Below are 22060 nucleotides of genomic sequence, written 5' to 3' on the forward strand. Positions count from 1 at the left end.
AATTCCGGTACATAAAGGCCAAAGCGCGAATAGAAAGGGATCTTGTACATGGATATAGTGGATTTGGGACGACTTCAATTTGCGATAACAACTATCTTTCACTTTGTTTTTGTGCCGATTTCCATCGGGCTGTCATTATTAGTAGCCATTATGGAAACGATGTATGTGGTAAAAAAGAATGACTTGTACAAAAAAATAGCCAAGTTTTGGGGAACCTTTTTGCTCATAAATTTTGCTGTCGGGATCGTGACAGGGATTATGCAGGAGTTCCAATTTGGGATGAACTGGTCTGATTTCTCACGATTCGTCGGTGATGTATTTGGGACACCGCTAGCGATTGAGGCCCTATTAGCATTCTTCCTCGAATCGACTTTTATTGGACTTTGGGTGTTTGGTTGGGATCGTTTGTCCAAAGGTGTGCATCTCGCATGTATTTGGCTCGTATCCATCGGAACGATTCTTTCGGCTCTTTGGATTTTGGCAGCCAACTCGTTCATGCAGCAGCCAGTCGGCTTCGCTATCAATAACGGACGTGCAGAGATGGTCGATTTCTTTGCTCTCCTTACCAATGGACAATTACTATATGAATTCCCGCATACTGTATTTGCGGCATTTGCGACAGGTGCCTTCTTGGTAGCAGGTATCAGTGCTTGGAAACTGTTGAAAAAACAAGACGTTACATTCTTTGTACAATCTTTCAAAATTGCGATCGTGGTAGCATTGATTTCCTCGCTTGCTATTGCTCAATTCGGTCATGGTCAGGCACAGTATTTGGTTGCTACCCAACCGATGAAAATGGCAGCGAGTGAAGGTCTCTGGGAAACAAGCTCAGACCCAGCTCCTTGGACAGTTTTTGCAACGATTGATCCAGAAAAACAAGAAAACGGCTTTGAAATAAAGATTCCTTACTTGCTTAGCGTTCTGACGTACAACTCGCTTTCAGGTTCTGTACCAGGCATGTTGGAATTGCAGGCAGAGTATGAGAAAACCTACGGTCCTGGAAACTACATTCCACCAGTTCGGACGACCTTCTGGAGCTTCCGCATCATGGTAGCGGGCGGTAGTGCAATGATTTTGCTGGCTTTGTACGGGGCATACCTCGCTTTACGCAAAAAGCTGGAACAGCCAAACAAGCGATTTATGCAGTTGATGGTTGCGGGTATTTCGTTGCCATTCATCGCAAACTCAGCAGGGTGGATCATGACGGAGGTAGGTCGTCAGCCGTGGACGGTATTCGGGCTACTGCGTGTTGAAGATTCGGTTTCGCCAAGCATTAGCACAGGAGAGGTATGGTTCTCTCTCATCGCCTTCACGACGATTTATCTCATCCTGCTATGTCTCTTGGCTTATCTATTTGCTCGTGTGGCCAAAAAAGGACCGGATATGGATAGTCATGAGGAAGTAGAGGATTTACAGCTTCAGGATCCATTTGACCGTGTAAGGAGTGAACGTTATGGAGCTTAATGAACTGTGGTTCCTACTCATTGCCGTTCTGTTTACCGGATTTTTCTTTCTCGAAGGCTTCGACTTTGGTGTCGGCATGGCGACGCGCCTGCTATCACGAAATGATTTGCAAACCCGGGTTCTGATCAATACGATTGGCCCGTTCTGGGATGCCAATGAAGTGTGGCTGATTACAGCCGCTGGTGCGATGTTTGCAGCGTTTCCGGAGTGGTATTCCACGATGTTTAGCGGGTATTATCTCGTGCTTACGCTGATTCTGCTTGCGTTGATTGGACGCGGGGTAGCATTTGAATTTAGAGGCAAAGGGAAAGGCGAGGCTTGGAAAAAGACGTGGGACGCAGCCATTCTGATTGGAAGCTTTGCACCGCCGATGTTGTTCGGAATGGTGTTTGCCAGTCTGGTGAAGGGTGTGCCGATTGATCAGAATATGGAAATGACTGCTGGCTTCTCTGACATTGTGAATGGTTACTCTTTGTGGGCAGGAGTGACAGTTACAGGACTATGCTTGCTGCACGGTCTGAACTTCATATCATTGCGCACTGTAGGCGAGCTACGTGAAAAATCACGTGTACTGGCGGCAAAGCTGTTGCCGATGCAAGCGGTTCTCATGGCGGTGCTTGTAGGGTGGACATTCATGGTAACCGATCTGTTTGAGCGTCAGGGTGTTTTGTTGACAGCAGCCGTACTCTTAGGTGTTGTGGCTTTTGTACTGGCTCGTCACTTCTTGAGACAAGGTAGGGAAGGATGGGCTTTCGGGATGACAGGTGCGATGATCCTGTTGACGTTCGTCTCGATGTTTATCGGTTTGTTCCCACGGGTGATGGTCAGCACGATTGATAGCGCGTTTGATTTGACCCTTTATAATGCAGCTTCGAGTCCATACACGTTAAAAGCAATGACCATTGTTGCAGCAGTGCTTTTACCGTTTGTACTAGCCTATCAGGCTTGGAGCTACTTCGTTTTCCACAAGCGAGTCACTGAAAAGGATCATTTGGAGTACTAATGGACAAGGAATTGTTCCGCTTACAAGGAATCCGACCGGTTATGCTGCTGCTAGCCGGTCTTTCCCTCCTACAAAGTGCGGCGATTATCGGTCAGGCACTGCTTTTGGCGAAGTCGATCGCGATCTTGTTTGAAGGTCAAGCGCTTCAGATGGCGTATCAGCCGCTTGCACTGTTTTTGGTCATGATAGCCGCTCGTCATAGCATCGTTTGGCTGCAAAAGAAAGTCGCTGGTCGTTTTGCTGAAGCCTCTAGTGAGTCTTTGCAAGAGCGAGTTCTATCCCGATTGTTCGAGCGTGGTCCACGTTTTGCCGCCAGTGAAGGAAGCGGAAAGCTTGTTACGCTTGTCCTGGAAGGTGTAGATCGTGTACGTACCTACCTGGAGTTGTCTGTTCCGCGTACGCTGGATATGGTTTTTGTTACGTTTCCGCTTCTGGCATTTGTCTACATGCAAGATGTGATTTCTGGACTGATCCTGACGGTAACGATGCCTGTCCTCATTGGTTTTTTTATCGTACTCGGTCTGGCGGCGCGTAAACAAGCAGACAAACAATGGCGCTCGTATCGAATGCTATCCCATCATTTCACCGATTCGCTTCGCGGGCTTGCGACCCTCCGGTTTTTGGGACGTAGCAAAGACCATGGGGAGACCGTCGGTAGAGTGAGCGATCAATATCGATCTGCTACGATGCGCACTTTGCGCGTGGCCTTCTTGTCTTCTTTGGCACTCGACTTCTTCAGCATGCTGTCGGTTGCGTTTGTGGCGGTTGGTCTTGGGTTGCGGCTGATTGAAGGAAACTTTGGGTTTGAAACGGCATTGGTCATCCTGATTCTTGCACCAGAATACTTTTTGCCAGTACGGATGCTGGGATCGGACTACCACGCCTCATTGGATGGTAAGGAAGCGTTGGGGACTATTCGTACGATTATCGATAGTGGCGCTCCGGATGAACATAAGGCAGAACCACAAGCAACAGATAGCCAGAGGTCTCTGACAGGTGTATTGGATGGAATGATTACTTTGTCCGATATTCGTGTCGTCGGTGAGGATGGCAGACAGGTACTGGGTGAGGTATCTGCGGAATTGGGCAGCAACATGAGAAGAGTGGGCATTGTAGGGGCGAGCGGGGCTGGAAAATCAACCCTCCTCGGAGTGCTAGGCGGCTTTTCTGATCCCGACGCTGGCATGATACAAGTAGATGGGCAACCCATTACGGGGGATGCGAAGCAGGAGTGGCAGCGGCAAATCGCTTACATTCCACAGCATCCGTATTTATTCAATCAATCGTTGGCGGATAACATTCGCTTCTATGAGCCGGAAGCGAAGCAGGAACAGGTGGAGCAGGTGATTCGTGATGTTGGTCTGGGAGAGCTGGTGGACAGCTTGCCAAATGGCTGTGACGAAATCATTGGCGAAGGGGGTCGTACGTTAAGCGGCGGACAGGCACAGCGGGTTGCATTGGGACGTGTGCTGCTTGGCAACCGACCAGTGATTTTGCTCGACGAGCCGACCGCTCACTTAGATATTGAAACGGAATGGGAGCTCAAACAGACCATGTTGTCGGTATTGGGGGACAGGCGCGTATTTTTGGCCACACATCGTTTGCATTGGATGCGAGACATGGATTGGATTTGGGTAATCGACCAAGGACGACTGGTAGAAGCGGGTACCTATGAACAGCTCGTTGCACAAAAAAGCGTATTTTATCGGTTGTTGACAGCTGGTGCCAAGGGGGAGAAAGGATGAAGGAAGCGCGAGAAGGCAATCAAGGGTGGTTTCTTCCATACTTTCGCCAGTTTTTCTGGCAGTTTGCAGCAGCGGCTTTGCTGGGAACCTTGGCAGTGGCATGTGCGAGTGCTTTGCTTTATACGTCCGGCTATCTGATTTCTCGCTCCGCACTCAAGCCCGAAAACGTCTTAATGGTCTATGTTCCCATCGTACTTGTCCGGGCTTTTGGCTTTAGCAAAGCAGTCATTCAGTACCTGGAGCGTTTGGTTGGACACGATGCAGCTTTGCGTGTGTTATCGCGTATGCGTGTGCGTTTGTACCAGGCCATCGAGCCGCAAGATCAGCTCCTTCGCACTCGTTTTCGTACGGGAGATCTACTTGGTGTACTAGCGGATGACATCGAGCAACTACAGAATGTCTATCTGCGCTTTGTGCTGCCAGCCGTCTCGGCGGTCATCCTCTACGGGGCAGGTATTGTGGCACTGGGAAGAATGGACGGGATGTTCGCACTGCTGATGGCGTTGTACTGTGGTTTTCTACTGTTTGTTGCACCCGCAGTAGTTTTGTGGTCATCCATTGCCAAGAGTCGTCGGTTCAAGCAGGAGAGGCAGGCAGCATATCGGGAGCTGACTGATGCTGTTTTTGGCATGAGTGACTGGATTCTCAGTGGTCGTACACAGCAGTTTCTTCAGTTGTTTACAAGACGGCAAAAGACAGCTGCCCAGATCGAAAACTCTATTCGACGCGGAGAATGGCGAGTCCAGTGGATGGCGCAGTGTGCAATCGGTGGAGCCATTGTCTTACTGGTTATCTGGGCGGGTGGACTTGCCGCTGCCAATCAGATTCCTGCTACGTTGATTGCTGCGATTGGGCTGGTCGCATTTCCGTTGATGGATGCGTTTGCCCGTATTTCTGACGCTGTTGTGCGAATGCCAGAATACAAGGAGTCTCTGGGGCGGCTTAGTGAGATCGAGGGCAGTCGTCCATCCATTGGGGAAGCGCAGAAGGAAAAGGTGGCAGATCAAGCTGGGGGTAGCTTGAAGCTCGATCATGTTCATTTTCGCTACCCACAAGCTAGCAGTTGGAGTGTGCAGGATGTGTCTTTTGAGGTGCCTCAAGGTGGTAAAATCGCGTTGCTCGGTCGCAGCGGAGCGGGTAAATCGACAATACTGAACTTGATTCGAGGTGCCATACAGCCGGAGGCAGGTCAGGTGACAGTAAATGGGCAGCCTGTCCAGTCAGAAGAGGCTTCTGCTTGTTTGTTTTCCGTGTTGAATCAGCAGCCGTATTTGTTTGACACAACCGTAGCCAATAACATCAGGCTCGGTCGACCCGATGCGTCCGATGAAGAAGTGCGTGCTGTGACAGCTCAAGTCGGTCTAGATCAGCTGATTGAATCCCTTCCGGACGGTTATCAAACACGGATGCAGGAAACCGGTCTGCGCTTCTCTGGCGGAGAAAGGCAGCGCATAGCTCTTGCCCGGATTTTGCTGCAAAACAAGCCGATTGTTCTCCTTGATGAACCGACGGTAGGATTGGATCCATTGACTGAACGCGATCTGATGACAACGATCTTCCGTGTCTTGCAAGGGAAGACATTGATTTGGGTGACTCACCATTTGAGCGGTGTAGAGCAAATGGACGAGGTCATTTTTATGGAGCAGGGAGTCATCTCGATGAGAGGGATACATGAGCAGTTGTATCAGGACAACCCAAGGTATCACAACCTGTATACATTGGACTGTCCGTTGGCGTCAGTGTTGGAAAATTAAGAAGCGGTAGAGAGGCTGTTCCGGAGAGGGACAGCCTTTTTCGCTTAAGATAGGGCCTCGCTGGTTACACCCCGGTAGTAATGAGTGTGTCCGTCATCATAAGTGGTTTGACCTGAAAACTCATGGTAATGACTTCCGTCCGGCAGTGGAATAGGCGGCCCCGTCCATCCCCTGTAGTGATGCACATGTCCATCATTAAACGTAGTCGTACCTTCGTAGTAATGGACGTGCCGATCTCTCATTCCTTCTGGGGGGGACGTTCTGCCACGTATTCGGTGACGATGACGATCCGAAATGCTTGTCAGTGTGTCATAGCCATGAAAATGCCCCGGCCGATCGGCAAATCGAATAAAGCGTAATGAGTGAGAGTGCTGAGAGCTCATCAAGAAACGCCCCTTTGCATGCATTTATCACTAATAAATGCGTTTATCAGGCGTTTCGAAACGGACATTCGTCTAGATGTAAATTACCTGACAAAGCAAAACGCCAGCAATATGAAGGCGCGATAATCAGGATGTACAAAAGCTACACAAATAGTTGGGCATAAGTAGCTACAATGTTATCAATAATTGTGGCATCCTTGGTATGCGTATTAAAAACCCAAATATCCCACTGATGCTAGAAACGATAACCTTATCGGTAATGGAAACAGACTTTTTGCCAGTGACTGTGGTGTAGAAAACTTCTTTTATCTTCCAGCTTGGATCTTTTATATCGATTTGGATTTTGACTTCTGCTTGTGGAGGTACGGTTACTGGACCCGGATGAGCATGGATTGTGTCTGGTATGAATGTTCTTGTTATCATGGTAGTCCCCTCGAGTGAAACATGAAATTTCCTTAGATATTTCTGGTTACTATTTTTATTTACATTAACTTTTTTTAGTATTTCTAAAACTTGTGGGATTATTACGATTGGATTTATAACGAGGTAACGGATGAAAAAAGGAAACAAAAAGAAAAAGAGCCTTCCTCAGTGGAAAAGGCTCTCGTCTGATTAAAACAGTTTTTTTCCCATGATATGATCGAGTGGAATTACGCCAATGACTCTACTATCATCGCTATTGTTACGATTATCTCCCATCACAAACACATGGTTTTCTGGTATGACGATCTTGGTATCAGGTACGTCGACCATCTTTTCTTTTATGTACGGCTCGTTTAACGGCTGTCCATTCCGATACAGGCTCTCGTTCTTAAACTCCAAAGTATCGCCGGGTTTGCCAATGACTCGTTTTACCCAGAATGTTTTAGCATCGCTTTTCCCCATGGCGAGCATGAGCAGAGGATTTTCAAGGATGTCGTCTTTTAACGTACGATCCCGGTCTACACGGCTGTCGACCACGACAATATCGTTGTACTCAGGGAGATAAGAGAATGTGTGGGACAATTTCGACACATAGATGCGTTCGGCGTTTTGCAAAGTAGGCTCCATCGATTGTCCTTTCACCTTAAACGGTTGGAGGACAAATATGTTAACTAACATTGCGAGTGAAAGGGAGATGCCCAACGTTTTCGTCCAGCCCCATATTGTTTTTACATTTTTCAAATCAGACCGCATCCTTCCACGTGAAAGATTACTTTGGTGTGGCTATTGATTAGTACGTGAAATGGTGCTTCTTGGTTACGTAAATGAATAGAGAGGCTTGTGAAGCAAAAGGAATTAAGCAAAAAAGCTGAAAAAGATGACAGCAAAAATGCCGCTGGGAATAGAGGCGAGCAGAAAATAAAAGGTCCATTTCCATCTGCTTTTATAATCTTGCACTTCATATTCTTTGTAATAGGCTGAGGGGGCGCTAAGGGCGTTATAAACCATTAATCCAGCCAGTGCAATGAGACCAAATGCAAGGTACTCCGCATAATTGCCAGCTTGATCGATGTTCCCAGTCGTTATTGCTATAATCATACAGAGAAACTGCAAAGCAGCGCCAAAACCAAGTGCTTTAAGCATGAGAACCACCTGTTGTTTTTGGGATAATTTAACTGTAATTACGTTTAAAAGGACAAAACGTTTCAATAAGATTAAATCTTTTTAACAAACGAAACCCGGTCGTTTCCTTTTCCATCATAATTAGAAGTCACAACGATTCCATCCACCATTTGATCTCCTTTTTCAACCGCAAAACCTAGCTTCATGTGGAAGGAGATTGAGCCTTTATTAACAGGAGAGGTAATGCATCGAATCGTATCGCATCCTTTTTGTTTTACGGCTTGAAAGAAATGGTGGTATAATTCGCGGCCCCATCCATCCTTTCGTTTGTCCGGATGTACCCCAACGAAGTGAATGTAAGCTTCTCCAGGGAACGTTTGGGACAAGAAGCCGATGAGGAACGCGATGGCTTCTCCATTCTCTTCAACAATAAAGCTCGTCGACTGGAAATGGACAAAAAACAGCTTGGGTAACATATCAGACATTTGTCGCCCACCCCACCAATCGTTGAGGACCGTAATAACTTTGAAGTAGTCTTGCTCTTGTACATTTCGGATTTGCATCATGCGTGCCTCCTTATCAACATACCTCACTGTGACAAGTCTTTCTGCTCAGGCAATTTTTCCCAGACTACAATGATTAGCGTTGCGATAGGACCGAGGAATAAAGAGAGAAAAAACCAGTTAAGACCGCTACGATTTTTTCCTTGAGCTAGCCCAGCGTTGATGAGGGCCAATGTACCCCAACCAACAAAATATTGATCTTCCATTTTCGAAACTTCCTCCATTGTTCAAATATTGCTCCTATCATATACGTAATGAAGTAAATAGAGTTGCGAAGGATTTTACAAAATGTGTATGAACACACTAAAAATGGCCAATCGAAAACGAAGGGCCACTGAGAGGAACGTATCCACTTTTCCCTGAATCATTGCATCAGGCGTTTTGATACTCGGTTATTTATACAAAATATCATCCCGTAGTGACTCTACTTTGCTCAGAGCATCGGCAATATCCCCTTCGCTGACACCAAAGTGAGTCAGGGCATCACGCAAATGCCTAACGATGGCATCAAAATGAATGGGTTGCAGATTCATCCCTTCGTGAACCTTTGCCATGGACTGTCCAGTGTATTGATTCGGACCACCGAGGGCATAGCTGATGAACTTTGTTTGGTGTTTACGCTGTTTTTCCATATCGGTGTTTTTGAAAAAGTGGTTCACGGTGTCATCAGCTAAAACTAAATCATAAAAGTAGTCTACTACTTTTGCGACCGTATCTTCCCCACCATATTTCTCGTAAAACGTGCTCATTATTGGCCTCCTTAGGACGTTTGCTTCCCTTATAATTCCACGATTGATGGAAATTTATTAAAGAAAAGCCCGCAAGCTGATGCCGATTGCATTTCGACGTCAGCCTGCGGACTAGATGCATGCCATGTGCGCTTTGTTTTAGCCAATTTTCCTGATCACTTTCGAATTTCCACCTGAACTGATAATGATCCATCCTTCAGGAACAGGCGAGGCTTGCAGTACCTCAATCTGTGTTCCGTTAGGAGCACCATTGACATTTCTGATCACATTCGATCCTCCATAGGTTCGAACCATGATCCATCCTTTTGGGATAGGCGAAGCGAGCATCACTTCTACCTCCGTGCCGTACGAAGCACCATCAACATTTCTGATTACATTCGATCCTCGAAAGGCTCGAACCATGACCCATCCGATTGGAATAGGCGAGGCGAGCATCACCTCTACCTCCGTGCCATAAGAAGCACCGTTCATATTCTTGATTACATTCGATCCTCGAAAGGCTCGAACCATGACCCATCCGGTTGGGATAGGCGAAGCGAGCAGCACCTCTACCTCCGTGCCATAAGAAGCACCGTTCACATTCCTGATCAGGTTCTGCGTTCCTAAAGTTCTAACGATAACCCATCCGGCTGGAATAGGTGAGGTAAGCGACACCCAGATTTCTTCACCATACGTGGCGTTTCTGATTGTTTTATTGGAAGCGTAGGGGGTTGCCTTTTCCTGTGTAGGGAGAGCTGCCCCTTGGACTTGTGTGGCTAGAGAGGGTACTACGACGACTGAACTTAATGACAGGATAAGAAGCGCTTTTTTAAACATGAGCATCAACCTTTCTGAAATGGTGAATGTTGTTTAGAAAACGATCATCGAGTCGTAGTCAAGTGCTGTATATTTCTAAAAATACTAATTTATTACATTTTATACGATTATCGTTCGGATTACTTTAGGAGATATTGTCGAATGGTAGGCAAAGTTGACGATATGTTGAACAGCCGTGAGAAAAGCAAATGACCCTCTCATCAGTTGAGAGGGTTGAGGGAAGGGTAGATTGTTCGCGTGCGGAGCGAAATGGAGAGTATTCCTATTTCATAAAGCTTAAAGCCACACCAATAGAATAAGGTACAAGCCATAAAATCCATACGATTAGGCTAAATTTATGGAACTGCTTGATTTGATGTTCATTCTTTTTCCATAGAACAACACAGGCCCACACTGTATGGAAAAACATCAAGATCAAAGCGATCAACCCGGTAATGCCATGCAAATTTAAGCTGGAACCGTCTGCGAGCAATTTCATAAACGTTGTTCCGATAGTGTCGAATACTAAACCCAAACCAAAAAAGATAAGGTGTTTCGACTTTAGCCTTCCTGAACGTTTTTCGCCCCATACCCCAATCGTATAGGCAATGAGAGCAAGATTTATAAAAATCACGGCTGCTGCTAACACGTAAGATCATCTCCTGTTCATTTCTTTTGACTACGCTTGTAAGTGTAATCGTTGAACATGAACATAAGATGAACGACAGTGTAGATGGGGGTACAGATGCCCCTCAAATGAGGAGCACCAGTACTGCAAAGCTAGTTGTCTAGGTGCGATGGACCATCTGCATGAAACAAGTGTCTCAAGATCGCTTGACTCACTTCGGTCACTGGTTCAAAAACAAAAGCAACCAGGTGTTCATGTGGCTCCAGATAATAATTCCTGTAGCCGAGCTGAATCAACTCCAGATTGAGTCGCGCTGCATCTTCGAAACTTGCATAGAAATACAGATGCTTGGTCATAGTAATCACCTCCTTCCGCACTAAAACGTAGCAGAAGGAGTAGAATCACACCAACGATTACGAACTTGATTTCCAATTGGAAAAGAAAAAAACCCTTATTTACAATAAGGGTCGTACGACGCTCATCGAGAGCACTGCTCCACTTAACCATGATTCCGCAAAAGCGTGTTGGCTACCCGATTTATTCGAGACTACCCAAATGCCAACGTTAAAGGTGTACTGGTGCCCGGGAGACATTGCGAAGCTGATGCTTGGTGGATTGGTCACATCAACGTAACCGGATGATTCGTAGCGACCGCCACCGTTTCCATGTACACTTTCGCTGAACAGCTTCCCACTCGCACTGTTGACCAGTTGCCCGTCCTTCAGTACGGTCAACTCTGTGCCTGCCTCAACCATAACACTATCCGTAGATTCAATGCTAGACAGGTGCCACTTGGGCACAAAACGTCGAGCGGCGTATCCTGTTGCGGTCACTTCGCGATCTGTGGAGAGCATTATGCCAAAACCCGCATGTGCCGCTATGAAGCCTGGGGCACCCATTCCACCTACTCCTGATACAGCTCCTGATCTGGCGATTAAACCGACTTCACCTGTTTCGTTATTGAGGTTCTGGAAAGTGGGAGGACTTCCATCTGGGAGAAACCAGCTCCATGTGAAATCAAAAGGGGGGACAATAGCCAGCGTCCGAATGTGGGCAGTATCAGGAATGTTCAGGTCTATAGACTGTAGGCTAGATCGATCATCTTGTGCATTGACGCTTGTCTGTACTTTCGCCTTCGATGTATCAGTGACAAGCATTTGTTCAACTTTCTTTTCGAAGCTTGTTATGAGTGTGGCAATAGAACGCTCAGCGGCCTGACGTAGTTCGGGTTGCGTCACATTTTCACGAAATGAAATATGCGCATTCGGAGGCAGGCCATTAACGGACATGCGATGTTTCTCAGTCGTGTGAATCTCCTCCTATTATCAATCAACTAAAATTTATCGTTACCATAAAGGAGGAACACGATACCGATTCAAATCGACATGTACCCGTATCGATTACGTATATTTGCGGCTTTGAAAATAACCCCATAGGAAAGTCATGGCCAAAACCGTGAATAAAATCATAACAGTGTTATATACAAATACTTCTCTGATTTGAAAACTCATGATCATACCAATAATGGATATTCCAAAACTATCCAAGTTGTACTGAGTGAGACTGTATGTGTAGATTCTATTCGCAAGTTGAGCCAAAGCGAAGGCAACAAATATGTAAAGGGAAATATCCAAAAGAGCATCCCTCCTAAAGTGAATGGGATTATATGTAAATCATACCACGGAGGGACCATTCTTTTACACATCACCTGATTTTTTACAAAAGAAAAACCCTTATAAATAGATAAGGGTTTTTCCGTCCTCACAGCCTATTCCCTTACCGATTATCCACTTTCTCCGGGTACATATCATGATTCATCATCCGATGGCTGGCCATCTCCTCGTACTTCGTCCCCGGTTTCCCGTAGTTGCAATACGGATCGATCGAGATGCCGCCGCGCGGAGTGAACTTGCCCCATACCTCGATGTAGCGCGGGTCCATCAGCTTGATCAAATCGTTCATGATGACGTTCACGCAATCCTCATGGAAATCGCCGTGATTGCGGAAGCTGAACAAGTACAGCTTGAGCGATTTGCTTTCTACCATTTTGATGTCAGGAATGTAGCTGATATAGATCGTCGCAAAGTCTGGCTGGCCAGTAATCGGACACAGACTGGTGAATTCCGGGCAGTTGAACTTTACGAAATAATCACGGTACGGATGCTTGTTGTCAAAAGACTCCAAAACGCTCGGGTCATAGGAGTAGTTGTACGTTGTGCCTTGATTCCCCAAAAGAGTGAGGGAGGATAAATCGCGTTCTTGTTGATGTGCCATATGAGTACAGTCCTCTTTTCTTCCATGAGAGTAAAATATCGTTTAAACGCCTCGTTTATTGCCCCAGACAAGCGCATGTAGTTGGGGAAGAACCTTCGCGTCATTCATGTCAGGTGTCGCCATCGCCTGATCGATCAGCCATTCAAAGCTCTCCAAAAGCTTATCTCGAAGCCGGGGCGTATCAGCGTCCGTCAGATCACAGTTTCCGGGCTGCAAGTAGAAAGGTACCTCTGGAAATCGCTGATGAATAGTGCGTGCATAGGCAAAGTCGGCGTCGTCGAAAACAACCACTTTCAGGCTAAGACCTGGATGTTTTTGTTCCAAAAGCTCGTGTACAATTCGATCAAGTGCTTGAAAATCTGTTTCCATCCCGGAACTAGGTGGCTTCGGTGAAATCGTAATGTCGTCAATCAGTGGAAGCCACGTTTGCCACTTGCTGCCTTGTGTTTCGACTGCTGTGCGAATGCCATGCTCCTTCAACAGGGAGATTAAGTCGCCGATGCCAGCCAAAAGCGCAGGATTTCCGCCGGAGATCGTGACATGAGAAAAACGGTCCCCGCCTAAGCGAGTGAGCTCCTCCCAGACCGCCTCAGGTGACATTTGCCGGATTTCATCGCGGGCAGATCCATCCCATGTAAAAGCGGAGTCACACCAGCTGCAACGATAGTCACAGCCAGCAGTTCGCACAAACATCGTTTTTTGTCCGATAACCATTCCTTCGCCCTGAATCGTAGGGCCGAATATTTCCAAGACCGGGATCATTCCGTCATCCACTCCCGTCTTGCCTCTGCATAGCTGGTCGGTGTCTCGAACAGGCGAACGAACTCCACCCGAGCGCTGTTGTAACGGTCGCGGTAAGCATCTGACTGCAATTGCTTTTCCATTTCTTCGAAAATCCACACGACCATGTTTTCGGCAGTGGTATTCATCGGAGGAAGCATTTCATTCAGATAGCGATGATCCAAATAAATTTCGATGTGCTCTTTCCAGATTTGCTTGATGTCACCAAAATCGATGACGAGTCCGATCTCGTCCGGAAAGCCGCTGATGCCGAAGACGACCGTGTACGTATGGCCGTGCAGGTTTTTGCACTTTCCTTCATAGGCGTGCAGATGATGTGCAGCGTCAAAAGTAAATTCCTTGCTTACCAAAACGCGTTTGTTATGGTAGCGAAGCTGTGATTTTTGAATATGGGTACCCAGTGCCTGCATGCGATCGACGATACGAAAATCAAAGTTGGCGCTCATCAGGCTTGTTCTCCAGGTTGATTTTTCTCGGAAAGATAAGTGTCCAGTCCGGCTTTTCGTAGGTGGCAGGCAGGGCATTCGCCGCAGCCGTCCCCTTTGATGCTGTTATAGCAGGTGAGGGTATTTTCGCGAATATAGGTGAAGGCACCCAGATCGTCCGCTAGCTTCCACGTTTGTGCTTTGTTCAGCCACATGAGCGGCGTGTGAATCACAAACGGATAGTCCATCGACAAATTCAATGTCACATTGAGTGATTTGATAAAGGCGTCACGGCAATCGGGATAACCGCTAAAATCCGTTTCGCATACACCGGTAACCAAGTGACGTGCTCCTCGTTGCTTGGCGAAAACGCCCGCAAAGGAAAGGAACAACAAGTTGCGTCCGTCGACGAACGTGGATGGCAATTGGCCTTCTTCCTGGGTAATGTCAATGTCTGTGCGGGTGAGTGCATTGGGCGCGAGCTGGTTTAACAGGCTCATGTCCAATACGGAGTTTTTGACGCCGAGTTCTGCGGCAATTTGCTGGGCGCACTCGATCTCCAGCTTGTGTCGCTGCCCGTAATCAAACGTGAGGGTTTCTACTTCGCCGAATTGCTCTTTCGCCCAAAACAGGCAGGTAGTGCTGTCCTGACCTCCGCTAAAGACAACGACGGCTTTTTCCTTTTTCATTGCTCTCCATCTCCTCTTAATTGAATTAGAAGAAAGAGAGTTCTTGAACTTTCCATCAAAAAAACAAAAACAATACCAAAGAAAGGTACTGTTATCAAGCTTAGTTTTTTATAGAGGGAGTTCGCGAACCTCTCCCGTGCAGATGCACGGATTTCTTATTTGTGGAACCCAAATGGGCACCTTGAGACATTATACAACAATCAGCGCCGAAGTGGGGGGATTATCGCTTGGAAAAAGATTGACGGATGGAGGGTGCTCCTGCTAGTGTTTTTTTCATAATCGATCAACATGGAGTGGAGCGGGTGATTTTGATGAGAGATGTCCCTTTAGTGGAAGAATATCGCGGCGGCATTCTGGAGAACGTACATAACGGCATCGTGTGCGGCGTGAATGAAAAAGAAGAGGTGGCTTATCGGGCAGGTGATGAGAACCATATCACCTTATTGCGCTCCGCAGCTAAGCCCTTTCAAGCCATTCCCATCGCCAAACGTAAAATTGATGAAAAATTCGGACTGAACAGCAGCGAAGCAGCACTCTTTGCGGCCTCACATCGTGGTGAAGTTTATCATATGGAAGGCTTGGAGTCGATTTTACAAAAGACCGGCTTTCAGGAAGATGAATTACTTACTTGCCCGACTTATCCGCTCAACGAGGAACCGAAGCTTGCTTGCTTGTCCCAAGGCATAGAAAAACGTAGGCTCTTTCATAACTGTGCGGGAAAGCATTTGGGGTACTTGGCGTTGTCGAAGGATCAAGGATATTCCACTCATGATTACTACAAGGCAGAGCATCCAGCACAACAGGAGGCATTGGAGGTGTTTGCCAACCTGGCTGGCTATCCAAAAGAGCAGGTTCAGCTAAGCGTCGACGGCTGTGGCTTCCCGGTTTTTGCGCTGCCGCTCAAGAACCTGGCGATCGCATATCTAAAGCTTGCTTGTCCGGATCTGATCGAGGATCACAAGACACGTGAGGCAGTAGAGAGAGTGACAGGCTGGATGACGAGCAGTCCCGAGATCATTGCCAGTCACAACTTCATCTGTACAGCGCTCTTAATGGATGAAAATATAATCGCCAAAGGCGGAGCGATGGGTGTATACGGCTTTGCTTTGAAAAAAGAGAGACTCAGCTTCTCGCTTAAAGTACTGAATGGCTCTGAATTAGTATGGCCGCTTATTATCGCGTCGATCTTGGAGCAGATTCAGTATGATAATCAGGAAACCATCGACCGACTGCATGCGCTGGCGCCAAAAGCTATTAAAAATGACAATCAGTTGGTGGTCGGGGAGAAACGACCAGTTTTTGTCTTGAACAAATGCTAAAAACGGAGGCGAAGTATCATGCTAGTGGAAGTGATTGCGACTTCAGTTGAGGATGCAAAACGTGCGGAGCAGGGCGGAGCTGACAGGTTGGAGCTCATCTCGGGTATTTTGGAGGGAGGCATTACTCCGAGCTGGGGATTGATTGAGGCAGTGGTCAAGGCGGTTTCCATCCCGGTAAACGTTATGGTGCGACCGCATAGCCAATCATTTTGCTATACAGCAGAAGAACTTGCGGTCATGCGGCAGGATGTACGTATCATCCGTGAGCTTGGGGCAGCAGGTGTTGTAATTGGCATGCTGACTCCAGAAAATACGCTCGATCAGCGGGGATTGGAGCTGTTGCTTGGTGAGTCAGGTGCTTTGAATGTGACGTTCCATCGTGCTTTTGATGATGCTGTAGATCAAATGGAAGCAGCGCGTATTCTCCTAAAATATCCCCAAGTTCGTACCATTCTTACTTCTGGGGGCAAAAAAACCGCCATCGAGGGAGCTGCTTGCATCGAGCAGCTCGTCAAGCTGACAGAGAATACGCAGCTCGCGATTTTGGCAGGAAGCGGATTGTCGCTGGCTAACGTGGGAGACCTCGTGAACCGTACGGGTGTCAAAGAGGTTCATTTTGGAACGGCAGTACGAGAAGAAGGACAACCTCTTCGATACGTCGATGCAGAGCGAGTGGCAGCCATCAAACAACTACAGTAAGTATAAAACAAGCCGATACCTTACTTCTGTAGGGTAGCCGGCTTGTTGTTCATTCGCTTCCGTATCCAGTAACCGACGATGAGAATCAGCGGATACAGGAACCCTTTTGTTAAATCAAAGAATGGCCAGTACGTATACGTTTCGTATAAAAAAGCTCCGTTTGGAACGATGATGATTGCGATGGCGACAAATAAGATGCAAATGGGCAAGGTGAGCGACTGATGCTCCTTTAAATGGAGAAGCTGCTTTATACCCACACAGAAACCATACATATACAGTACGACTTTGAAATAAATGGAGACAAACCACATGAGAGCCATCATCGCTTCCTGTCTTTGAAAGAACTCTCCTACATGGACTCGTTTGGCGAGGGAGTAGCTCGGAAAGGTCTCGCGGGAAACCAATTCCGGGCCGAGCACCAAAAGCGATAAGAAGATGACGGCAAGCAGACAAACTCCACCGTATATCGCTCCTCGCAAAAAAGCAGATGTGAGCTTTGGTTTTGCATCGAGGTGCGGGGTAATCATGAGAAAAATAACCAGCTCCGAAAAGGGAAAAGCGGTCACGGAAAATACTCCTCTTATGACGGGCTTTATGCCATTTTCCAAGAAGGGGAAAAGGTTCTCGAATTGGAACTGAGGGCTTAACAAAAGAAAAAACATAACGAACGTAAAGACAAACCAGAGGAAAAAGATTTCGCTGGTCCGTGCAAAAGCTTCAAGTCCTAATCGAACAGCGTATATTGCGCAGGCAACGAGTAAAAACATGACAGCATCGATGGGTGTTGCTTTCATGATGTGCGTGGTCATGAATTCTCCGATCGTCCGTATATAGACAGCGCCGTTGATTAATATAGCTCCCAAAAAGAAGAGGGAAAAGAACGTGCCGAGCCAACGTCCAAATATGTGCTTGTTCTTTTCAATCAGCGTTTGTTCGGGGTAGATGCGAGCGACTACACAAAACAAGTATACGATGGCTAGCCCCAGTACCATGCCGATCAATCCTGATAGCCAGCCATCGTGACTCGCTTCAGTCGCAGGTACAGAAGGTAAGATCAGGATAGAATCTCCTATGGTGATGAATGTTACGAGGATGACAAATTGACGGCTGCCAATCTTATCGGAGTTCTGCATGATGCCTCACCTTGTCCGTAAGTTTATCTTACGTATTATTTCCAAGTTCAGGATGGATAAACGAACCGTAAGCAGGTACCGTCTCTTGTGTGATGTGTTTTCGGAATAGTATGATAAAAAGAAGGCGGCAAGAAACTATGAGCCAACAGGAGAAGGGAAGAAAAGCTGTGGAGCTGGAAAAAAGGTTGTCGGCCATTATCAGACAAGCGGAGGGGACTTGGGGCGTCGTTGTGGAGGAACAGGGCTCAGCTAAAGGAACCCGTTTTGAGCATGTACCAGACGAGCTGTTTATTGCGGAGAGTGTGATCAAAGTGCCGATCATGGCAGCCGTTTTCGCGGCAAGTGAGCAAGGGCATTTTCGATTGGAGGATCAGCTTGTCCTACGCCAAGAGGATCTGGTGGGGGGATCGGGGATTTTGTACGCGCTATCTCCAGGTTTGAAGCTTACGATTCGCGACTTGGTGACCCTCATGATTATTCAGAGCGACAATACGGCGACAAATATGCTGATTGATTTGATAGGAAAAGCGCAGATCGACCAGACCATGATCGATTTGGGAATGCGCCAAAGCTGTTATTCACGCAAGCTGATGATTTATCCACTCGACATCACAGAAAACAATAAGATAACCGCTGGAGATGTTGCGAGTATGCTAGGTCAAATGGCGATGGGCAGTTATTTGTCTGAGCGTGCCTGTAAAGAGATGATCGCCATTATGAAAAAGCAGCAAGTCCGTAATGGTCTGCCGTCCCAATTGCCAGATGAGGAAGAATCCCATTATCCTGCATGGGAACTGCCGTGTAAATCGGGTTGGGATACTGGCAGACAGCATGATGTAGGTTTGCTGTATACGAACAATCGCTGCTTTTCCATTACGGCCCTATCCAAAGATGTAACCGCTCAATCCGCTTTGAACACACTAGGATTACTGGGAAGAGCTGTGTATGACTACGCTATTTTGGCTGTCGATTAGATCGGCAGCTTTTTCATTTGTTGATGGTTAAAACTTGCTTGGAAGCTTCATCGATCTCTTGCAATTCAGACGATGTCAAAGAAAAGCGCATGGCTTTGACATTTTCCTCAGCATGATGGACTTTGGACGCGCCTGGAATCGCAAAGACCGTTTCTCCATGAGCGTGAATCAACCAGTTCAAGGCGATTTGTGTAGCGGATGAATCGTATTTGCGTGCCAGATCCTCCAGGACGGTGATGAGCGGCAGAGACTTTTTTAGCCCGGTGGAACGAAAGGGTGATGTCCATTTTCGGGGTCCTGTAATGGACTGGACCAGGGCTGGATTTTTATGAAACTTGCCGCTTAGAATCCCTTGCTCAAGCGGAGAATAGGCGATAATCGCAATGCCCAACTCTTTTGCCGTATCCAGTATCCCGTTTTGTTCGATCCTTCTGTCCAGCAGACTGTATTTCACTTGATTGGAGATGAGACGCAGACCGTGCTCGCGCAATACGCGATCGGCTTCTCGCATACTTTTGGCGGAAAAGTTACTGACGCCCACGTTCTGAATCTTGCCTTGCTTGACGAGCTTAGCCATTTCATTCATTTCGCTTGCAACAGAAGACAAGGAGTAGGGCTGGTGGACTTGATGCAAATGGATGGTGCGGTTATCGAGCAGACGAATGCGCTCGTCAATTGTGTTCCCGATGCTTTTTGCGGTGCGCAGGACAGGCCACCATTTCGTCGCAATATGGGCGGAATCCGCTAGTGGACCGGTGTCGTTTAAGGCTTTTGCCAGCATCTGTTCTGATTGACCTTTGCCGTATACTTCCGCAGTATCAAACCAGTTTATGCCCCCAAGCAAACTCGTCTGCACAATTTTTAAAACATCGTGAGGTCCAATGACAGGCCAAAACTTCCCCACCATTCCGTGTCCATTGCTGAACTGCCAGCAGCCGAGGCCTAGAGGAGAAAGCATCAGGTCTGAGCTCCCCAATTTACGCAAGACAGGCGTTTCGATTGCTCCCAAGCCACTTCACCTACTCCCGTTCTATTATCGATTTAAGATACTTTCTTCCAATACAGCATACTTGTCGCCGTATTCCTTAATGATATGCTTTTCGCCCCATAAGCAGAGTGAATCGAGAATGCTTTTCAAGGTCCAGCCGTACTCGCTGAGCTCATACTCCACTTTTGGCGGAACTTGATTGTAAATAATCCGGTTGATGATGCCATCATCTTCAAGCTCTCTAAGTTGCTGGGTTAGCATCTTCTGCGTAATCCCCGGCATTAGTCGTTTCAACTCACTTGTACGTTTTTTTCCGTGAGTCAGGTGACACAAAATAACGCATTTCCATTTACCGCCGATGACCTCAAGTGTAGCTTCCACTGAAATGTTATACTTCTTCTTCATTGTTGATTTCCTCCTGAATGATAGGTACTTATTAGTGCCTATCACACAAAAAAGTGCGTACTTTTACTTTTCGTTAGTCTATCTCATAATAACACTTGTCAAACGACATGAAGCACATTAGGTGGCTGGAAACAGTCATACTAACATAGAGAACATGGATGGAGGAGACAAGTTATGCCAAAACATTTGCAAGATACGACTACGCTGTACAACGGAGTAAAAATGCCTTGGGTGGGTCTGGGTGTTTTTAAAGTAGAGGAAGGCCAGGAGCTCGAGCTAGCTGTAAAAACAGCAATCAAGCACGGCTACCGCAGTATCGACACAGCCGCTATTTATAACAACGAAGAAGGTGTTGGCCGTGGAATCCGTGCAGGTTTGCAGGAAGCGGGCATCACTCGAGAAGATCTTTTTGTTACCTCGAAAGTATGGAATGCGGATTTAGGGTATGAGTCCACGTTGGAAGCATATGAGACGAGCCTGAAAAAACTCGGGTTGGAATACCTGGACTTGTACCTCATTCACTGGCCAGTGGAAGGAAAGTTCAAAGAAGCATGGAGAGCATTGGAGACGCTGTACAAAAAAGGGTTGGTAAAAGCTATCGGGGTAAGCAATTTCCACGTGCATCATTTAGAGGAACTGCTTAAAGACGCTGAGATTAAGCCGATGGTGAACCAAGTAGAATTCCATCCGCGCCTGTCCCAAGATGAACTGCGTGCCTACTGCAAGGAGCAAGGGATTCAATTTGAAGCATGGTCTCCGCTTATGCAAGGACAGCTATTGGACAATTCAGTACTAAAAGGAATTTCGGAAAAATACGGGAAGTCCATTGCCCAAGTCATTATTCGCTGGGATTTGCAAAATGGCGTTGTGACCATTCCAAAGTCGACCAAGGAGCATCGAATCGTCGAGAATGCATCCGTATTTGATTTCGAACTGTCGAAAGAAGACATGGAAATGATTCATGCGCTGAACCAAAATCACCGAGTTGGTCCAGACCCGGATAACTTTGATTTTTAATAGCTGACGGCATACAAAAAAACTCCTGAAATCATCAGGAGTTTTTTGCGTTGAGGAAAAGGAATAGGAATCAAATGACTTCTGGCAACTGAATGTCGTCCATGGTTACCACACATTCAAATTGATTGGGGGAGTCGTGGTGAACATGCTCCTTGAGAATACCCATTTTCACGAAAAAGCGCAGGCTGGTGTAAACGGTTGAGAGTGTGATGTTTGGCATCTCGTTTTTTAAAGCATGGTAAACGTCTTTGGCTGTATAGTATTTCTGAGTGGTAAGCATAAGAAGGAGTACGGCTCTTCTTTGGATGGTTAATCTTTTTCCTAGATGCTTTACTTGTTGTGTGACACTGACAATATGATGATTCATTACAGGCCACCCCGCTCTTAGATTATAATAATTACTATATTATAATTATCCTTTTTATTTTGTGTGCAGTCAACTTTTTCTTTCCATATCTTATCCAGCTCATGGCTTGCGTGTGCATGTTTCTGGGGGATGCGTAAATCTTACATAAGAGGGATAATGAAATAGGGGTTTTCTTTTCGACCAAAACATGGTAGTGTATGTGCGGATTTTGCTTACGTGATAATGTCAGGAGTGGAACCATGTGGCACGAAAAAGACGAACCGCAATCCAGATGAACAGTCCACAGCGAAAAGTGCTCGAATATGGCATGCTGGTTCTAGGATCGCTAGTATTGGCAACT

At 46.8% G+C, this 22060-nt stretch carries 28 protein-coding genes and 1 riboswitch (1 of these 29 cut by a window edge); of the genes, 9 read left to right on the top strand and 19 right to left on the bottom strand.

The features are described from left to right. Positions 1-48: 48 nt before the first annotated feature. The 4 genes from HP399_RS07645 to cydC are packed head-to-tail and all read left to right on the top strand — an operon-like array spanning position 49 to position 5966. Positions 49-1464 (top strand): cytochrome ubiquinol oxidase subunit I, encoded by a 1416-nt coding sequence (locus HP399_RS07645; RefSeq protein WP_173620498.1) that lies wholly within the window; start codon positions 49-51, stop codon positions 1462-1464. Further along, positions 1454-2467 (top strand): cytochrome d ubiquinol oxidase subunit II, encoded by a 1014-nt coding sequence (gene cydB / locus HP399_RS07650; RefSeq protein ID WP_173620497.1) that lies wholly within the window; start codon positions 1454-1456, stop codon positions 2465-2467. Before HP399_RS07645 ends, cydB begins: the two co-directional genes overlap by 11 nt. Further along, the gene (cydD, locus tag HP399_RS07655; protein ID WP_173620496.1) at positions 2467-4212 is read left to right on the top strand and encodes a thiol reductant ABC exporter subunit CydD; all 1746 of its coding nucleotides are present in this window, start codon (positions 2467-2469) and stop codon (positions 4210-4212) included. The genes cydB and cydD overlap by 1 nt, the downstream gene beginning before the upstream one ends. Beyond that, positions 4209-5966: a thiol reductant ABC exporter subunit CydC gene (gene cydC, locus HP399_RS07660; RefSeq protein ID WP_173620495.1), complete on the top strand. Its 1758-nt coding sequence runs from the start codon at positions 4209-4211 to the stop codon at positions 5964-5966. The genes cydD and cydC overlap by 4 nt, the downstream gene beginning before the upstream one ends. 44 nt (positions 5967-6010) lie before the next feature. On the opposite strand, the gene HP399_RS07665 is transcribed toward cydC, so the two are convergent. The 15 genes from HP399_RS07665 to queC form a co-directional block, all read right to left on the bottom strand. Further along, positions 6011-6349, bottom strand: coding sequence for a YmaF family protein (locus HP399_RS07665; protein ID WP_015892832.1), 339 nt, complete (start codon positions 6347-6349; stop codon positions 6011-6013). 168 nt (positions 6350-6517) lie between these two features. Beyond that, positions 6518-6772 (bottom strand): hypothetical protein, encoded by a 255-nt coding sequence (locus HP399_RS07670; protein WP_173620494.1) that lies wholly within the window; start codon positions 6770-6772, stop codon positions 6518-6520. Positions 6773-6961: 189 nt separating this feature from the next. Next, complete coding sequence (gene lepB / locus HP399_RS07675; protein WP_173620493.1) at positions 6962-7525, bottom strand: signal peptidase I; 564 nt, start codon at positions 7523-7525, stop codon at positions 6962-6964. A 102-nt stretch (positions 7526-7627) separates the two neighbouring features. Beyond that, a complete protein-coding gene (locus tag HP399_RS07680; RefSeq protein WP_173620492.1) occupies positions 7628-7915 on the bottom strand; it encodes a hypothetical protein in 288 nt (95 codons plus the stop codon). A 71-nt stretch (positions 7916-7986) separates the two neighbouring features. Beyond that, positions 7987-8457, bottom strand: coding sequence for a GNAT family N-acetyltransferase (locus HP399_RS07685; protein WP_173620610.1), 471 nt, complete (start codon positions 8455-8457; stop codon positions 7987-7989). 26 nt (positions 8458-8483) lie between these two features. Beyond that, the gene (locus HP399_RS07690; RefSeq protein WP_039961628.1) at positions 8484-8663 is read right to left on the bottom strand and encodes a hypothetical protein; all 180 of its coding nucleotides are present in this window, start codon (positions 8661-8663) and stop codon (positions 8484-8486) included. Between the two features lie 186 nt (positions 8664-8849). Next, positions 8850-9206, bottom strand: coding sequence for a group I truncated hemoglobin (locus tag HP399_RS07695; protein ID WP_173620491.1), 357 nt, complete (start codon positions 9204-9206; stop codon positions 8850-8852). A gap of 138 nt (positions 9207-9344) precedes the next feature. Next, positions 9345-10022 carry a hypothetical protein gene (locus HP399_RS07700; RefSeq protein ID WP_173620490.1) on the bottom strand — a complete coding sequence of 226 codons (678 nt, stop codon included), beginning with the start codon at positions 10020-10022 and terminating at the stop codon, positions 9345-9347. Between the two features lie 262 nt (positions 10023-10284). Beyond that, entirely contained in the window at positions 10285-10650 is a 366-nt protein-coding gene (locus tag HP399_RS07705; RefSeq protein ID WP_173620489.1) for an HsmA family protein, read from the bottom strand. Positions 10651-10781: 131 nt separating this feature from the next. Beyond that, positions 10782-10985 carry a hypothetical protein gene (locus HP399_RS07710; protein WP_007729712.1) on the bottom strand — a complete coding sequence of 68 codons (204 nt, stop codon included), beginning with the start codon at positions 10983-10985 and terminating at the stop codon, positions 10782-10784. 99 nt (positions 10986-11084) lie between these two features. Then, entirely contained in the window at positions 11085-11918 is an 834-nt protein-coding gene (locus tag HP399_RS07715) for a hypothetical protein (RefSeq protein WP_173620488.1), read from the bottom strand. Between the two features lie 487 nt (positions 11919-12405). Beyond that, positions 12406-12903, bottom strand: a complete 498-nt coding sequence (gene queF, locus HP399_RS07720; RefSeq protein ID WP_007729714.1) for a preQ(1) synthase — start codon at positions 12901-12903, stop codon at positions 12406-12408. 42 nt (positions 12904-12945) lie between these two features. Beyond that, a complete protein-coding gene (queE, locus tag HP399_RS07725) occupies positions 12946-13665 on the bottom strand; it encodes a 7-carboxy-7-deazaguanine synthase QueE (RefSeq protein ID WP_173620487.1) in 720 nt (239 codons plus the stop codon). Next, positions 13662-14150, bottom strand: a complete 489-nt coding sequence (gene queD, locus HP399_RS07730; RefSeq protein WP_173620486.1) for a 6-carboxytetrahydropterin synthase QueD — start codon at positions 14148-14150, stop codon at positions 13662-13664. Before queD ends, queE begins: the two co-directional genes overlap by 4 nt. Beyond that, positions 14150-14818, bottom strand: a complete 669-nt coding sequence (gene queC, locus HP399_RS07735) for a 7-cyano-7-deazaguanine synthase QueC (RefSeq protein WP_173620485.1) — start codon at positions 14816-14818, stop codon at positions 14150-14152. Before queC ends, queD begins: the two co-directional genes overlap by 1 nt. A gap of 94 nt (positions 14819-14912) precedes the next feature. Then, positions 14913-14956, bottom strand: a riboswitch (PreQ1 riboswitch). Between the two features lie 173 nt (positions 14957-15129). On the opposite strand from queC, the gene HP399_RS07740 reads away from it, so the two are divergent. After that, on the top strand, positions 15130-16137 hold the full coding sequence (locus HP399_RS07740) for an asparaginase (RefSeq protein WP_173620609.1): 1008 nt from the start codon (positions 15130-15132) through the stop codon (positions 16135-16137). 18 nt (positions 16138-16155) lie between these two features. Then, positions 16156-16836: a copper homeostasis protein CutC gene (locus tag HP399_RS07745; protein WP_173620484.1), complete on the top strand. Its 681-nt coding sequence runs from the start codon at positions 16156-16158 to the stop codon at positions 16834-16836. 20 nt (positions 16837-16856) lie between these two features. Here the strand turns inward: HP399_RS07745 and HP399_RS07750 are convergent, their stop codons facing one another. Further along, the gene (locus tag HP399_RS07750) at positions 16857-17969 is read right to left on the bottom strand and encodes a GerAB/ArcD/ProY family transporter (RefSeq protein WP_173620483.1); all 1113 of its coding nucleotides are present in this window, start codon (positions 17967-17969) and stop codon (positions 16857-16859) included. Between the two features lie 137 nt (positions 17970-18106). Between HP399_RS07750 and HP399_RS07755 the strand changes: the two genes are divergently transcribed. Further along, on the top strand, positions 18107-18943 hold the full coding sequence (locus tag HP399_RS07755) for a serine hydrolase (protein WP_228088476.1): 837 nt from the start codon (positions 18107-18109) through the stop codon (positions 18941-18943). Between the two features lie 13 nt (positions 18944-18956). On the opposite strand, the gene HP399_RS07760 is transcribed toward HP399_RS07755, so the two are convergent. Beyond that, positions 18957-19901 (bottom strand): aldo/keto reductase, encoded by a 945-nt coding sequence (locus HP399_RS07760; protein ID WP_173620607.1) that lies wholly within the window; start codon positions 19899-19901, stop codon positions 18957-18959. A 75-nt stretch (positions 19902-19976) separates the two neighbouring features. Next, positions 19977-20336, bottom strand: a complete 360-nt coding sequence (locus tag HP399_RS07765) for a winged helix-turn-helix transcriptional regulator (protein WP_007727418.1) — start codon at positions 20334-20336, stop codon at positions 19977-19979. 174 nt (positions 20337-20510) lie between these two features. On the opposite strand from HP399_RS07765, the gene HP399_RS07770 reads away from it, so the two are divergent. Continuing rightward, positions 20511-21353 (top strand): aldo/keto reductase, encoded by an 843-nt coding sequence (locus tag HP399_RS07770; protein ID WP_173620482.1) that lies wholly within the window; start codon positions 20511-20513, stop codon positions 21351-21353. 70 nt (positions 21354-21423) lie between these two features. On the opposite strand, the gene HP399_RS07775 is transcribed toward HP399_RS07770, so the two are convergent. Continuing rightward, entirely contained in the window at positions 21424-21720 is a 297-nt protein-coding gene (locus HP399_RS07775; protein ID WP_173620481.1) for a Fur family transcriptional regulator, read from the bottom strand. 241 nt (positions 21721-21961) lie between these two features. On the opposite strand from HP399_RS07775, the gene HP399_RS07780 reads away from it, so the two are divergent. Then, positions 21962-22060, top strand: the start of a protein-coding gene (locus HP399_RS07780; RefSeq protein WP_007727413.1) for a YitT family protein. Its footprint extends 771 nt past the window's final position; 99 of the gene's 870 nt are visible here — the first part of the coding sequence; its start codon is at positions 21962-21964; the stop codon falls past the right edge of the window.

The organism is Brevibacillus sp. DP1.3A, assembly GCF_013284245.2.
Taxonomy (GTDB): domain Bacteria; phylum Bacillota; class Bacilli; order Brevibacillales; family Brevibacillaceae; genus Brevibacillus.